A 14611-nucleotide genomic window follows, 5' to 3' on the forward strand; every position below is an offset into this window, starting at 1 on the left:
CCATCCCCCACCCCCATTCACATCCCCGGCGCCATGCGCGAGCGGCAACTCGCACCGATGCGCCGAAGCCTGCGATCACCTACCGCGCCGGCCGCCGCCCTTTCCACTCGCACCCATGCGGTCGGCAACCACTGCTTCGAAGGACCCGCTGTGACACACCCCTGCCCGCGCCCGCCCGACAGCCCGCCGCACGAGGCCAACCCGCCCGGAGCCACAGCCGGTTGAAGGGGGCAGCCGCCGTCATCGGCGCTCTCTGTCTGTCCCCTCTCCTCCTCGTCGGCACCGCCTCCATGGCCCACAGCACCGCCGCTGCTCAGACCGCCGACTGCGGCACCGGCACGGACATCGATACCGATGCCGTCGCCCGGAAAGTCGCCGCGATCCTCGACGGCAAGAAATCCGGCAAGAACGTCCGCATCGAGGGCCTGGACCTGCCCGGCGAGCAGATCCCCCACGCCAACGCCATCGTCGCGACCGGTATCTCGCTGAAGGTTCCCGAGCGCGGCCAACTGGTGGCGCTGGCCACCGCGATGCAGGAATCCCGACTGCGGAACCTGCCCTCGGGCGACCGCGACAGCCTCGGCCTGTTCCAGCAGCGGCCCAGCCAGGGCTGGGGAAGCCCGCAGCAGTTGCGCGACCCGGTCTACGCCTCCACGAAGTTCTACAAGGCACTGCTCTCCGTCGACGGCTGGCAGCAGATGACCGTCGCCCAGGCAGCCCAGGCCGTGCAGAAATCCGGGTTTCCGGATGCGTACGCACAGTGGGAGAAGCTGGCCCGCGCCCTCCAAACAGCGGTCGCCAAGACCCTCCCGAACAACGGCGGTGCGGACGGCGCCGGTTCCGCCCCCGGCGGCCTGGCTTCCGGGCCGGGGTGTGCTCCGGGCGAGGATGGCTCGGGCTACGGGCCGATCCCAGAGGGCACCGTTCCGAAGGGCTACAAGGTGCCCAAGGACGCTCCAGCCAAGGTCCGCACCGCGATCACATGGTCGATGCGTCAGCTCGGCACTCCGTATCAGTGGGGCGGCAGCTGCACCGACGCCCACGGGCCGGACCGGATGAAACGCTGCGACTGCTCGAGCCTGATGCAGCAGGCCTACGCCGCCGCCGGGATCAAGCTGACCCGCACCACCTACACCCAGGTCAACGAGGGCAAGGCCGTCCCGCCCTCGGCAGTCAAGGCCGGCGATCTGCTCTTCGCGCGCGGCAGCGCCGCACGCCCCGAACACGTCGGCATCGCACTCGGTGACGGACTCGTCCTGAACGCGCCTCGCACCGGTAAGCCGGTGCGCGTCGAGCCGATCAAGGACTGGGGAATCCTCGCCGCCCGCCGCGTCACCTCCTGACGCCCACGGCCTACGCTCCAGCGCCGCCTCCTCCTTCTCCCCCTCTTTCCGCAGTGCCGTCGCTGGCCTGCGTCAGCAAGGAGCCCCGACACGCCATGCCTTTGTCCGACCGTCTGATCCACCTCGCCTACGACCCCGGCATCTCCCCCAAGGGAGGCGGTCTGCCCGGTCTCGCCGTCCTGCAGAGGGTCGTCTCCTCGATCAACCTCTTCGGCATCATCGCCGTCGTCGGCGCTCTCGCCGTCTCCCTGGGCGTATGGGCCTGGGGGCACCACTCCGGGGGCCACCAGGCCGAGGCCAACGGCAAGAAGGGCGCCGTCATCTCCGCCGGCGCGGCCCTGGGCCTGGGCGCAGCCAACGGCGTCGTCGCCTTCTTCTCCGCCCTCGGTTCACAGGTGAAGTGATGCAGAAACGATTTTTCAGACTCCCTGTCCCGGTCTCCGGCCATACCGGTAGTTGGTCGCCGGGTCGGCGCATCACCGCTGGCGCTGTCGTGCTCACCGGGCTCCTCGCGCTCGCCGGTTTCGCCGCCTGGATGACCGGGCGCAGCGACCAGAGCGACGAGCCGCGTACTCCGCCAAGTTCCACCAGCTCCTCACCCACGCCCTCCGTATCTGCACCGGACGGCTCGGTGGCCAAGCCACCGCAGACCGGCGCGCCCCTCACCTACGGCAAGGCGGCGGCGCGGATGCTGTGGACCTACGACACCCGCGAGACCACCCGCCAACAGCAACTCGCCGGCATGCGCGAGTGGATGACCTCCGAGTCGCGCTATGCGGACTGGGACTCGATCGCCTCGCAGGTGCCGGATCCGGTGCTGTGGTCGCGGATGCGGGACAACGCCCAGCACGCCAAGGCGAAGGCCAGTGAGGCGCACTATCCGGCCGCGTTCGAGAAGGCCGTGGCCGAGGACCCCGCGGCGCTGACCGAGGCCTACATCTACGCCGTCACCGTCACCGGCAAACAGCACATCGCCTGGAAGAGCGCCGGAGGCGGAGGCGGCGCCGAGGACCGCAGCGTCACCCTCGCCATCCAGTGCCGCCCCAACCACTCCTGCTCGCTGGTCTCCATCGCCCCCCAGGTCGCCCCATGACCGCCTCTGCGACGCCGAAGGGACGGTGACCAGACGTGGATTTCTGCTCCCTGCCCCTCACCGCGGGGCTGTGTGCGGCTTCGGACGCGGCCGACTTCGCCACCGACCCGGGCGGGGCGATCGGGGACTGGATGGCCAAGTCCGCCGGTGAACTCGCCGCCGCAGCGGTCGACCTGGCCGCCACGGCCATCGACACCACTACCCGCGTGGACTTGAACGCCGGATGGTTCCGCGACAATTACGAACTGATCCTGCCCATCGGGCTGGTGGTCCTGGTCGCCACCTTCTGCGCCCAGCTGGTGCGCGCCGCCGTACGCCGCGACGGACAGGCCCTCACTCAGGCCTTCACCGGCACCGCCGCAGGTGTCCTGTTCGCCTTCTCCGCCATCGCGCTGACCACCGTGGCCATCGAAGTCGTCGACGCCCTGTCCGACGGACTGTTCGCCGCGGCCGACACCAGCATCGCCGAGGCGGTCCGCCGCATCATGAAGGTCAGTCAGCTCGGCAACATGTCAGCGCTGGGATGGCTGGCCCCCACCCTGTGCGGCTGGGGCATGGCGATCGGCACCTTCCTGTACTGGTGCGTGATGATGGTCCGCAAGGTCGGCATCCTCGTCCTGGTCACCCTCGCCGTCTTCGCCGGAGCCGGCGGAGGCTGGGAGATGGCCCGCAAGTGGCGCAAGGGCTGGATCGAGGCGACCGCGACCCTCATCGTCTCCGAGCTGCTGATGACGATCGTCTTCCTCCTGGGCATCTCCGCCCTGAGCAACACCAAGCCCGTCCAGGGAGGCATCGGGGCGCTGGCCGATGTCCTGGCCGGCATTGTCATCATGGTCCTCGTCCTGCTCTGCCCGTACGCGACGTTCAAGTTCGTGCACTGGGCCGCCGAGGGCACCTCCGGCGAAGACCTCCACCGTGCCGGCGGCGCCGGAGCCCACATCGCCCGGCAGCATGCGGAGCGCACCGCCCGCAAGGCCGCCTCCGTCGCCACGCGTGCGGCCACCGGCGGAGCATCCGCCGGCGCCGCGGGGGGCGCCGCACCGCAGGGCCCGCCCTCCGTGCCCGGCCAGGATCCCGGCAGCAGCGGCGAGGGAGGCGGAAGCATCTCCCCCGCCGGCGAAGGCCTCAAGAACGCCGCCGAGCAGGGCGTCCAGCCCGCGCCGACCTCCGGCGCCGACGACACCACCGGCCAGATCGGCGGAGCATCAGGTGGATCTACCTGGGCCAACGCAACGACCCCGCAGGGGGCACCACCGGCTTCCGGTGCGAATTCCGGTTCAGGCTCGGCAGGTCCAGCAGTCCCGCCGCCTCCGCCGCCCTCCGGCCGCTGACTCTTCCTCACCATCGTGGGACGCACCGCGTCCTGGTGCGTCCCACGGATCCTGCCCGCAGCCCCGTGCTCGTCGAACGGCCCTCTCTCTTGATGTCAGACGCTTCCGCTGTCCTGCCGCTGACGGTGACGTTCCCGCACCGCTCCCGCCGCGGCGTCCTCCTCGGCCTGACCTGGCCCCAACTCACCCTTGTCTCCACCGCGTTGGCGCTGCTGCTGATGACCGTGGTGACCACCGGGCTCGCCGGTGCGTTCGCGCTCATCCCGCTGTGGGCCGCGGTCGCAGCGCTGGTGGTGGTGCGGCGGCACGGACGCTCGCTGATCGACTGGGCACCGGTCATCGCCCGTTACGCACAGCGCCGACGGAGTGGGCAGCGGTTGTGGCTGGCCCGCCCGGTCTCCCGCCCCCGGCAGGACGGGCTGCTGCTCCTGCCCGGCACCACTGCCTCACTGCGGGTCGTCACCCCTGCCGGTTCCCAGGCCGCAGCTGTGCACGACCCCCGCGCACAGACCCTCACTGCCATCGCCAAAGTCAGCAGCCGTGCGTTCGCGCTGCTGGACCCGGCGACGCAGAACACGAACGTGACCGGCTGGGGACGGGCCTTGGCCGGCATCGCCCGCTCCGGCCACATCTCCTGCGTGCAGGTGCTGGAACGCACCGTCCCCGACTCCGGCGACGCCCTCTCACGCCACTGGAAGCAGCACGGACACCCCCAAACGCCCGTCGCCGGACAGGTCTACGCCGACCTGGTCGGCACAGCCGGTCCGGCCGCCGCCCCGCACGAGGCATACATCGCGATCACCCTGGACTTGAAGGCTGCGCGGCGGCTGATCTCCCAGGCCGGCGGCGGTCTCCCCGGTGCCTTCACCGTCATGGAACAGGCCACCACCTCCGTCGCCCAAGCCGCCCGCAACGCAGGGCTGATGGTGACCGGGTGGCTGACCGCCCGGGAGGTGGCCGCGGTGATCCGCACTGCCTACGACCCTGGTGCGCTGGCGCACCTGCAGCAGTGGTCGCCCAGCGGCCGGGCCGAAGCCGACCCGGCCGCGGCCGGACCCGTCGTTCAGGTCGAGGAGTACGACCGGCTGGCCACCGACACCGCCAAGCACGCCACGTACTGGGTGGAGAACTGGCCCCGCACCGAAGCCCACCCCTCCTTCCTGCACGGGCTGCTCTTCACCACCGGCGTGCGCCGCTCCCTCTCCCTCATATACACGCCCCAGGGCCTGGAATCCGCGCTGCGCGACGTCCAGCGCCGCAAAGCCACGATCCTCGCCGACGCCGCCGAACGACGTCGCAAAGGCCAAGTCGACTCCGAGGAAGACAGCGTCGAATACGCCGACGTCAAACAGCGTGAGAAGCAGCTCATCGCCGGCCACGCCGACGTCGCCCTGACAGGCCTGCTCACCGTCTCCGCCGAAACCGACGCTGCCCTGGACGCGGCCTGCGCACAGATCGAGACCGCCGCCACCACCGCCCAAGTCGACCTGCGGCGCCTGAACTTCCAGCAGCCCGACGCCTTCACCCTCGCCGCCCTGCCCCTGGCCCGCACCGCCCTGTAACAGCGCAGCGCCACAGGCCCCACGGGCCCGCGCTGCCGGGACGCCTTCCCCTACCCCTGCCCGCGACCGCGCGCAGGAAGGACCTTCGTGACCTCACCCCCCGCCGAGGGCGGATCGCACCCCTATCTGCGCGCCGCCACCACCGGCATCCGGCACCACACCCGCGCCCTCTCTCCTGAGCACAAGAGACCGATTGCCGACCGGTCTGCGGACCGCGTCCACCTGGATGTTCTGCACACCCACCTCACCGCCCTGCACCAGCTTCTGGACCAGCTCGCCGAAGCCACCAGGCCCCCTCATCCGGCCGGCGGGCGTCATCTGGCCGCCGCGCACGCCCGCCTGTGGCAGGCGACCGCCGAAGTCCACCAGGCCTTCCACACCCTGCCCTTGGCCGACGGCAGCCCCACGGCCGGCGCCGAGGACTGCGACCCACAGCGGCTGTTGGACGGGCCGCCGGTGCTGACGATCTGCCAGCGGCACCTCGCGTCCGGCCACACGGTGCGGCGCAAGACCACCCCCACTGACCTCAACTCACCCCCGAACGGCTCTGCCAGCGGCTGACCACCGGCGGCCCACCAGCAGTCGAGCTGAAGACCCAGACCCCTCTCCCCGCGCCGGCCTCTGGCCGGGGCCCGCTCTCCCCTCTCCGCTCAACAGAAGGAATTCGCATGCCCATACGTAAGCCCTCCACCGCCGCGACCACGACCCTTCTCCTCGCGTCACTGGCTGGCGCGGGTCTGGCCGGTGCCTCCCCGGCCTCGGCCGCTAAAGCCGCCGACTACCACTGCAAGACCAGCAGCAAGACCATCGACGACCCCGGCTACACCGGCCCGTGGGCCGACAACTGGGACATCACGGTGAAGCTGTGCGCCAAGCGCTCCGGCTCCCACGTGCGCACCATCGCAAAGGTGGCCTGGGACGGCCCCGTCTACAGCAAGGGCACCCGGGTCTTCGACGGCGCCAACTTCCGGCTGCAGGCCAAGAAGTCCAAGGCCGGCAACGACCCCGTCGTGAAGGCGAAGACGTTCCGCGGCATCAAGTCGAAGCTGAACCGCTCCGACAGCAACGGCAACCACAACGGCTCCTACACCACCGGCCACGTCACCGCGGTCATCAAGGGCAAGGCGCGGGCCGACGGCAAGCTGCGCCTGAACTGGAACAACGACGGACGCGGCTACCGCACCTACTTCTACGCCGCCTCCCCCCGCGTGTGACCCCACACGAGAGTTCCTGACCCTGCTGCCCGTGGAGCCCTCCCTCCGATGACCCACCGCCGCGCCGACCGCAACGCCAGGCGTGCCAGCGCCTCGGCACTGTTCACGCCGCACGGCACCGACCGTGCCGAGCGCAGGGCGACGCGGCGTCAGGTCGCCGAAGCCACCGCGAAGGCCCGCGAGTCAGCAACCTCCCGCCCCGCCTCCTCCACCGCGGCGGGGCGGGAGGTGCCCCAGCCGCTCTACCCCGCCGCCGGGCGCCCCGGCCCAGCCTCCGCCCGGGGCAACAAGCTGAAGCTCCCTGCCCACCGCATGACCACCGCGGTCGCCGCCGGGGCCTATCCGTTCCTCGCCGAAGGCGGCCTCGGCGCGGAGGGCATATACATCGGCCGGGACGTGCACGCCGAAGCCAGCTTCACTTTCGACCCGTTCGCACTGTATGGACGCATTGAGGGCTTCACCAACCCCAACGTCCTGCTGGCCGGGGTCATCGGGCAGGGCAAGAGTGCGCTGGCGAAGTCGTTCGCGCTGCGCTCGGTCGCCTTCGGCTACCGCGTCTACGTCCCCTGCGACCCCAAGGGCGAATGGACACCCGTCGCCACCGCACTCGGTGGCACGTCCATCGCACTCGGCCCCGGCCTTCCCGGGAAGCTGAACCCTCTGGACGCCGCACCCCGCCCGGCCTCCGTCTCCGAGGCCGACTGGGCGGGTGAGATCCGCAAACGCCGTCTGCTGCTGCTCGGTTCACTCGCCCGCACCGTCCTGGGCCGGGAGCTGAAACCGATGGAACACACCGCACTCGACGTCGCCCTGGATACCGTCGTCGCCCGGGCGAGCGCGGCGAACCCCACGCCTCTGCTCGGCGACGTCGCCGCCACGCTGAATGACCCCGACGCGCTCGACGCTGCCGGGGGTGCGATGTCGGGACGGCTCGGGGAGGCCGCACGGGACCTGGCGCACGCCCTGCGCCGCATGGTCCACGGCGACCTGGCGGGGATGTTCGACGCCCCCTCCACCCGCGCCTTCGACCCGAACTCCCCGATGCTGTCCATCGATCTGTCGCGGCTCGGCGGTGGCAGCGACGACACCGCGCTCGTGCTGGCCATGACCTGCGCCTCGGCCTGGATGGAATCCGCCCTCGCCGACCCCGACGGAGGGCGGCGCTGGGTCGTCTACGACGAGGCCTGGCGCCTGATGCGCCACGCCGGCCTGATGGAGCGCATGCAGGCCCAGTGGAAACTCTCCCGAGGCCTGGGCATCGCCAACCTCATGGTCATCCACCGCCTGAGCGACCTGCTCACCGCCGGCGACGCCGGATCACGCGGACGGGCCCTGGCCGAAGGACTCCTCGCCGACTGCTCCACCCGCATCATCTACCGCCAGGAAACCGACCAACTCACCGCCGCAGCAGGCCTCCTCGGCCTCACCTCGGTCGAGACCCAGGCCGTCTCCCACCTCAATCGCGGACGCGGCCTGTGGAAAGTCGCCGGACGCTCCTTCATCGTCCAACACCTCCTCCACCCCCACGAAGCAACCCTGTTCGACACCGACGCCCGCATGCACTGAAAACCCAGCGAGTTCGCGCGGCAGCGCCGTCATCACCCCGGCGCCGGCGATGACACCCCGCCCATCCGTCCGACGTACGCAAGCAGAAGACGTCGCAGACCGCACACGGGAAGAGGAGGGCGGTACCTGTGAATCCGGGAGGCCACTCCAGCAGATTCACAGGAACCGGCCAGAGACCGCTCTCTGGCCAGACCCGGAGTCCACACGGATCGACAAGCCGAACAGACCCGACCCCGGGCGCCCCCTCAGCACCGCGCGGGGGACGCGATGCCTTGCAACCACGATGGTGCCGACCGAGACAGGCCCCATGGGAATTATCCGATGACTCTCACGCAGACGAGTGAACCCCAGACCGCCCACAACGCAACGCACCGTCAGGTAGACGGCGCAATCGCTGAATCACACCAGTCAGCTTGAAGACAGGACGCAACCGGCCCGCTCCGCCGCAGGAGCGGCAGGGCTCGTGGTAGGTGCCACGCGCGCCGCCGATGAGCGTCGTAGTCACCGGCCGGCAGCAAAGCGGGACGAACGCGCCGTCGCCGTAACTCGCGCCGAAACCGCCTATGAGCACCTTGAGTTGGTTCCCCGATGCCGGGGCGCGTGCGCTGCACGCCGCATGGGAGGGCCGTCACTCTCCCTCGGTGACACCGACTTCTGGGGGTAGGGGCTTCCTCGGCCCGGAGCGTTGCAGGCTTAGCCGGACGCGGAGTCGGCCCGTTCCTTTGCACGAGCGGCACGCTTCGACGTACGACCCCGAGCCGGTGACCACTCTCTCCCCGTCACCGCTGCCCTCGCACGACTGGCAGCGGATGGGCATCTCGGGCGTCGCCAACTCGACGCACCTCCCAGCGATCACGCTCAGGCGACACGAGTTCAACGCGCCCGACCTGTTCCAGTCACATCAACGATCGGGCCCCGCCCGGCCCCGGGGCCAGGCCCGGCGTCCGCTGTCACTCCATCGTGTGCCCGCTGCGTGGACGCGGATTCACTGCCGGAGTCCAACGCGCCCGTTTCCACTCCGCCTGAAAGCCGACCGACGTGAGCAAAGAAGAAGCAGGACCTGATCCGGTAGATGCGGCGCTGAAGACCGCCGGGGAGATAATCACCGCCCTTACTGGTCGGTTGGAGGAGATTTGGCACCCCGGTGAAGTGGCCTGGCAGCTGCACGTATTGGCAGCCGATGAGGGCAGTCTCCTCGCCCGGCTCCAGCGACACCTGCTTCAGACCGCCCACTGGTGCCAGGCAGAAGGCACCCCGACCGGCCTGCGCAGCGCCGCCGAACTGGCCGCTGCCGCCCAGCAACTGGCCTCCGTACGCCGGGTCATCACCGGACAGACCGGTCCCCTGACCAACCTCGCCCACCAGCCCGCCACGCCCCGCGCCGCCACAAGCGCGGATGTGACACAGCGCGAGATGCCGCCCGCGACCGGCAGCCGGCGCTCACCGCGGCGCCGCTGAACAGAACCGACCCCGCCCTCACGCACCTGGAGTTGTGATCGACCGTCCTGCCGATTTCGAGCTGTACGACAACGTCGGCCGTACCACCGAACAAATCCACGCCTACAACACCGGAACCCCCACCGAGGACGACCTGCGCCGCTGGGGCCGCACCGATCGCCTGGACCCCCCGGGCCTCGTCCTGACGGCCTGGAGCCAGCGCCTCGCCGCAAGCCGTGACCTGAGCGAATTTCAGGAGACGCTCAGGGAGGTCCTGGACGGCGAAGACGATGCGCTGGGCCGCCTGCACCAGTTCTTCGAGACCGCGCAGATCTGGTGCGAGGAACACGGTCGCTCCCAGCAGGCACCGCGCTTCCAGGCCGCGGCACAGACACTGCAGACCCTCTATGAGGATCTCGTCCTTGCCGAGCCAGACTCCCGCACCAGTCCGGCCCCCGACCCGCCCGCCGTGACGCCGCACGCGCCGAAGTCGACGCCGGGCAGACGCCGATGACCACGCCGACCGGCATACACATCGTGTGGGACTGGAACGGCACCCTCAAGAACGACGTCGCCGACATGACCGGCGCGCTCAACGCCGCCCTTGCCGAACTGGGAGCTGAACCGCTCAGCGTCGAGGCCTACCGGGCCCGCCACCGCCTACCGGTCCGGGACTTCTACGCCGACCTGATCGGCCGGCCCCTGACCGACACCGAATGGGCCGCCGCAGAGATCGCCTGGGCACGTCACATGACCCAGCGCACTCCCACACTCCGGCCCGGCGCGAAGCAGCTGCTGGAGACGGTCCGGGCGCAGGGGCACAACCAGTCCCTGCTCTCCCTGGCCTCGCATGCCACCGTGCACGACGAAGTCGCCGCCCTGGACCTGGGTTGCCACTTCATCCGTATCGACGGCAGGCGCACCAGCACGATCACGGGCAAGGCCGGCGCGCTGGCCGAGCATCTCTTCGCGCTCGCCCCGTCCATCGCCCCGGAGCAGGTGCTGGTGATCGGGGACAGCCTCGATGACGCACACGCTGCCCGAACCTGCGGCGCCCATCCCATACTGGTCACCGGCGGGCTGCAGACCACCGAGCAGCTGCACCAAGCAGGAGTGCCGGTCGCCGAATCCCTCGACCACGCCGTCCAACTCGGCCTGGACGCCGTCACATCCGGTCCTCCGGCGATGCGCGAGGGGCAGCAGCTGGCTCCGCTGCCCGATCACCGCCTCGTCGACACCGCCCGGTGGCGCTCGCTGTGGCACCGCCACGCGCATGTGACGACCCCACTACGTCAGCGGGGACTGGTCTGCGACGTCGAGTTCGGGAACAGCGACTACCTCATCCACGCACGGCTCCCCGACAACGGCGTGCTGATCATCGGCCCGCAGGAGGACCCGCCCAACCTGACCCCAGGCCGGCCCGAGGGATGGCTCGTCACGCTCGAACACCCCGACCAGGTCCAGGACGTCATCTACGACTCCTGCCCCGGCGGCCCGCACCAACGGCACGGCCCCCACATCGCCCCTCTCCTCGAGGCGATCGACGTCCGCCTCACTGACCTCGGCCTCCTCCCCAACCCCCCGCGGACGCCCACCGCTACCGCGGGCATGCCACCTCAGCCGGGCGCCGGACAGCGTGAACCAGACCGCTCTCACCGCCGCTGACGGCCTGTCAGGCAGCCTGGGGAGTGGACGGCCGAGAGCACTCGGGGCCGACTCGGCCGCTCACCCCGCCCAACCCACCACACACACGCTACGGCGGACATCACACCGGCCGGGCCCGCCGCGCCGCCACAGGCAGCCCCAGCCGGCCCGCGCCGCCCACGCCATCCACGCCCGGCTGCTGCCCCGCTGCTTCGCCGCCCGCCAGGCCAGGCACGCCCTCCCCACACCCAAGCCCTACCGGCTCCGACCAGCTCCGCCCGCGGGCGGGCGATCGGCCGCCGGCCGGCGCTGACCGAGAGACAAGGACACCCGGCCTGTGGACCCACCCCACTTCCACCTCGGCTTCCACCCCGAGCACGGCATCGTCGCCAGGCCAACGCCGGGAATCTCCCCGCACCTGGCCGATTGGTGCCTGACCCGCGAGCAGTTCCAACAACTCCCCGGAACACCGGTCCTGTACCGGCTCGCCCGCCCTGGGCAGGACGGTCAGCGCCGCAGCCGGCAAGCCGTCACCGACATGCGCGCGCACGGCTTCAGCGTCCAGGCCGACCCGGCGCTCGACCCCGAACTGACTCCCGCGCCCCGACAGGCCACGGTCCGCAGCGAGTTGACCGACCCAGGACGCAACCGGCGCGCCCAGGCCGCCTCCGTCCGCACACCACAGCAGCACGGACCGGTACTGAACACCGCCCGGCCGACAACCAGGGTCGCTTCCCCTGCATCCCGCCCGCTGCGCGCGCTCGCCGGGCCGGCCCCGCTCCCGAACCGTGGCCGTAGCCGGTGACCAACCTGACCTCGGTTACCAGCAGCAGCCAAAGCCCCGGCTGCCTGTCCTTGACCACCCCGCACTTCGGAGTTCTCCATCCCCGACACCACCCCTGAACCGACCAACCCTCTCTCACCAGCGGATCTTGTTGCGCAGTTGCGCGGCTGGGCGGTGCGGTACTCGGTCATCCATCTGCGGTGCGTGAACGCACTCGCCGACCTGCGCGATGCGCGCGGCACCATCACCAACGCTCTCGCCGCCCGGCAGGCCGTCGCCGAACGCGACCGCGAAGCCGCCCAGGAGTTTTGCGAGCGGCTCCTGCCCCACGCCGGGACACTTCTCTCACAGGCGCGCACGGCACTGGCGGGCATGCCGCCCGCCAAACACCTGTCCGCCTGGAGACTCCTGCTGGACGATGTGGATCACGCCACCGTCCGCATCCGGCAGCTCCTGGATGACCAGCCGGTCCCCAGCCATGAGGATTCGCTCGGCACGCGGGATGCCGCGCTGTGGCCGTATGTGACGACCTGGGCCGAGCACTCCCGGCTCCTGACCGACCTTCTCGAACAACACCGCATCGAAGTCACCGAACCGCCCGCTCTGACCGAGACCGAGCGGCAGCAGTGGACATAGGTGGCCCGAGAAGCCCGTGCCCGCGGCGGACTGGAGCCTTTCGAGAGCTGGTACGACGCCACCGGCGCTCTGATCACCCTGGCCTACCTCGATCGCGAGAACGCCCCCGTCCTCGCGATGTCCGGCGACCTCGACACCCCCGACATGTACGTGATCGGGCACTTCGGGGACAGCAACGAATACGAAGCAGACCGGACCGCTCCCCCACCGGTCCCTCCCGGTGTGCTGCGCCCAGAGGTCTCCCGCTACGACGAGCGCGTCCACGACCCGGAGATCACCCTCCAGGCCTTCACCCAGGACGTCATCGAAGCCCACTCCACCGGGGCAGTCGCCGAAGCGCTCCATACCGCTACGAAGACCTCCGGAAGCATGCGCGGCCCGCTGCCTCGCCTGAGCGAATTCGTCGCGGTCTGCGCCGAATTCTCCGACGCCCTGGAGACCAGGCAGGGCCACCAGACCGCCGCACGACTGCGCATGATCGCCACCCAGATCAACCTGCTCACCCAACACCTGCGCACAGCCGGAAACGTGCTGGACGCAGCAGTCGGCGTGCTGCCACCGCACCGCACGCCCCAGCCCCGCCACCTGCCGCCAGCACCCGGACCCGCCCGGAACCCGCAGCGGCCCGCCGCCGGCAAGCCCGCCACCACGCCGACACCGACAAACGGGCCGCGCCGGTAAGGCGGCCCTCCCAGCAGCGCTGCACGGCGGGCGTACCCCCTCTCCTACCGAAAGACCACCATCCCCCCTTGACTCTCCGTCACCCCCCGCACGCACTGCCGGCCGAAGCTACTCCGAGCAGCTACCGGGCTGTCCTACGCTCCCCGCACGTGGCCCGGCTGCTGATCGGCACGCTGATCGGCCGCACGCCCTGCGGCATGGTTCCCCTCGCCATCCTCCTGCTGGTGCAGGCCGGCCAGGCTCCACTTGTTCTGGGTGGACTGCTCTGCGCGGTCTACGGCCTGGCCTACGCCCTCTCCCAGCCACTGCTGGGGCGCATGGTGGACGTGCGCGGCCAGACCCGCGTGATCACCACCGCCACCGCCGTGGCGACAACCGCCCTGCTGGCGCTGCCGCTGACCGACCCGACCGAGCAGCCGCTGCAGATGGCCGCTCTCATCCTCATCGCTGGAATAAGTAACCCGCCGCTGGAACCCGGACTGCGCGCGCTGTGGCCCAAAGTGCTGCCCGCCCCGGGACCACGGCACACCGCACTGACCCTGGACACCTCCACCCAAGGCCTGGTCTACATCCTCGGCCCGCCCCTGACCGCGGCCCTCCACGCCACTGCCGGACCGCAGTTGACGCTCACCGCGACAGGGGCACTCGGCGCGATCGGCGCCTTCCTCGTCCTGACCGCGACGCCCTCCCGCAGCTGGCGGCCCGCACCCCGGCACACCGATCCGGCCGGGCCTTTGCGCAGCCGCGGTCTGCGCCTGCTCTTCACCGCGCTCGCCGGGGTGGGGGTCGCCATCGGCGCGCTGAACGTCCTGGCAGTCGGCGCGGCCGAGCGCCATGACGCGGAATGGCTGGCCGGGACGCTGCCCGCCGCCCTTCCGGCAGGCACTCTCCTCGGCGGTCTCTTCTACGCCTGCCGCACATGGCCCGGCTCCAATCCCACTCATCTGGCCGCCGGTGCCGCCGGTTTCGCGATCGGCTGGCTCCCGCTGCTGACCGATCCCGGACCGACTGCGGCAGTGCTTCTGGTCGCCGTTCCAGGAGTGTTCCTGGCGCCGCTGCTCACCTCCTCCTTCCACGCCGTGCACACCCTCGCCCCGCCCGGCACGACCACCGAAGCGTCCGCCTGGCTCATCGCAGCCATCGGCATCGGCCAGGCCGCCGGCACCGCCCTGGCCGGACTCACCACCCACGCCGGGCCCTTGGCCGTCGCGGCACTCCCCGCCGCCGGAGCCGCGGCCGCCTTGACGCTCCTCCACACCGGCCGCCGCCTGCTGACGAACTGAAGCCCCCTCAACTCACTACGCCTGTAAGGAGATCCCC

General features: G+C 70.8%; 15 protein-coding genes. All 15 read left to right on the forward strand.

Annotated elements, in window-relative coordinates; all coding sequences use genetic code 11:
- The first annotated feature begins 221 nt into the window (after positions 1 to 221).
- The 15 genes from ACSMXX_RS01310 (at position 222) to ACSMXX_RS01380 (ending at position 14574) form a co-directional block, all read left to right on the forward strand.
- Complete coding sequence (locus tag ACSMXX_RS01310; protein ID WP_473182166.1) at positions 222 to 1343, forward strand: C40 family peptidase; 1122 nt, start codon at positions 222 to 224, stop codon at positions 1341 to 1343.
- A gap of 95 nt (positions 1344 to 1438) precedes the next feature.
- Positions 1439 to 1747, forward strand: a complete 309-nt coding sequence (locus tag ACSMXX_RS01315) for a DUF6112 family protein (RefSeq protein ID WP_473182167.1) — start codon at positions 1439 to 1441, stop codon at positions 1745 to 1747.
- Positions 1748 to 1836: 89 nt separating this feature from the next.
- Complete coding sequence (locus ACSMXX_RS01320) at positions 1837 to 2436, forward strand: hypothetical protein (RefSeq protein WP_473182168.1); 600 nt, start codon at positions 1837 to 1839, stop codon at positions 2434 to 2436.
- Positions 2437 to 2471: 35 nt separating this feature from the next.
- Positions 2472 to 3767 (forward strand): SCO6881 family protein, encoded by a 1296-nt coding sequence (locus tag ACSMXX_RS01325; protein WP_473182169.1) that lies wholly within the window; start codon positions 2472 to 2474, stop codon positions 3765 to 3767.
- A 92-nt stretch (positions 3768 to 3859) separates the two neighbouring features.
- On the forward strand, positions 3860 to 5329 hold the full coding sequence (locus ACSMXX_RS01330; protein ID WP_473182170.1) for an SCO6880 family protein: 1470 nt from the start codon (positions 3860 to 3862) through the stop codon (positions 5327 to 5329).
- A gap of 87 nt (positions 5330 to 5416) precedes the next feature.
- Complete coding sequence (locus ACSMXX_RS01335; protein ID WP_473182171.1) at positions 5417 to 5890, forward strand: DUF6238 family protein; 474 nt, start codon at positions 5417 to 5419, stop codon at positions 5888 to 5890.
- A gap of 107 nt (positions 5891 to 5997) precedes the next feature.
- On the forward strand, positions 5998 to 6543 hold the full coding sequence (locus ACSMXX_RS01340) for a hypothetical protein (protein ID WP_473182172.1): 546 nt from the start codon (positions 5998 to 6000) through the stop codon (positions 6541 to 6543).
- Between the two features lie 48 nt (positions 6544 to 6591).
- Entirely contained in the window at positions 6592 to 8109 is a 1518-nt protein-coding gene (locus tag ACSMXX_RS01345; RefSeq protein ID WP_473182173.1) for a VirB4 family type IV secretion system protein, read from the forward strand.
- A 1122-nt stretch (positions 8110 to 9231) separates the two neighbouring features.
- Positions 9232 to 9567, forward strand: a complete 336-nt coding sequence (locus ACSMXX_RS01350; protein WP_473182174.1) for a hypothetical protein — start codon at positions 9232 to 9234, stop codon at positions 9565 to 9567.
- Between the two features lie 34 nt (positions 9568 to 9601).
- The gene (locus tag ACSMXX_RS01355) at positions 9602 to 10060 is read left to right on the forward strand and encodes a hypothetical protein (protein ID WP_473182175.1); all 459 of its coding nucleotides are present in this window, start codon (positions 9602 to 9604) and stop codon (positions 10058 to 10060) included.
- Positions 10057 to 11211, forward strand: a complete 1155-nt coding sequence (locus ACSMXX_RS01360; protein ID WP_473182176.1) for an HAD family hydrolase — start codon at positions 10057 to 10059, stop codon at positions 11209 to 11211. The genes ACSMXX_RS01355 and ACSMXX_RS01360 overlap by 4 nt, the downstream gene beginning before the upstream one ends.
- A gap of 316 nt (positions 11212 to 11527) precedes the next feature.
- Positions 11528 to 11995: a hypothetical protein gene (locus tag ACSMXX_RS01365; protein ID WP_473182177.1), complete on the forward strand. Its 468-nt coding sequence runs from the start codon at positions 11528 to 11530 to the stop codon at positions 11993 to 11995.
- A 183-nt stretch (positions 11996 to 12178) separates the two neighbouring features.
- A complete protein-coding gene (locus ACSMXX_RS01370; RefSeq protein ID WP_473182178.1) occupies positions 12179 to 12610 on the forward strand; it encodes a hypothetical protein in 432 nt (143 codons plus the stop codon).
- Positions 12611 to 13291, forward strand: a complete 681-nt coding sequence (locus ACSMXX_RS01375; protein ID WP_473182179.1) for a hypothetical protein — start codon at positions 12611 to 12613, stop codon at positions 13289 to 13291.
- Between the two features lie 149 nt (positions 13292 to 13440).
- Positions 13441 to 14574 carry an MFS transporter gene (locus ACSMXX_RS01380; RefSeq protein WP_473182180.1) on the forward strand — a complete coding sequence of 378 codons (1134 nt, stop codon included), beginning with the start codon at positions 13441 to 13443 and terminating at the stop codon, positions 14572 to 14574.
- The last annotated feature ends 37 nt before the right edge of the window (positions 14575 to 14611 follow it).

The organism is Streptomyces sp. DSM 116795 (genome assembly GCF_055792905.1).

Bases quoted from the DNA above. Each gene is read 5' to 3' on its own strand.
- ACSMXX_RS01315 (WP_473182167.1), top strand. From the start codon at position 1,439: ATGCCTTTGTCCGACCGTCTGATCCACCTCGCCTACGACCCCGGCATC.
- ACSMXX_RS01330 (WP_473182170.1), top strand. From the start codon at position 3,860: ATGTCAGACGCTTCCGCTGTCCTGCCGCTGACGGTGACGTTCCCGCAC.
- ACSMXX_RS01340 (WP_473182172.1), top strand. From the start codon at position 5,998: ATGCCCATACGTAAGCCCTCCACCGCCGCGACCACGACCCTTCTCCTC.
- ACSMXX_RS01345 (WP_473182173.1), top strand. From the start codon at position 6,592: ATGACCCACCGCCGCGCCGACCGCAACGCCAGGCGTGCCAGCGCCTCG.
- ACSMXX_RS01360 (WP_473182176.1), top strand. From the start codon at position 10,057: ATGACCACGCCGACCGGCATACACATCGTGTGGGACTGGAACGGCACC.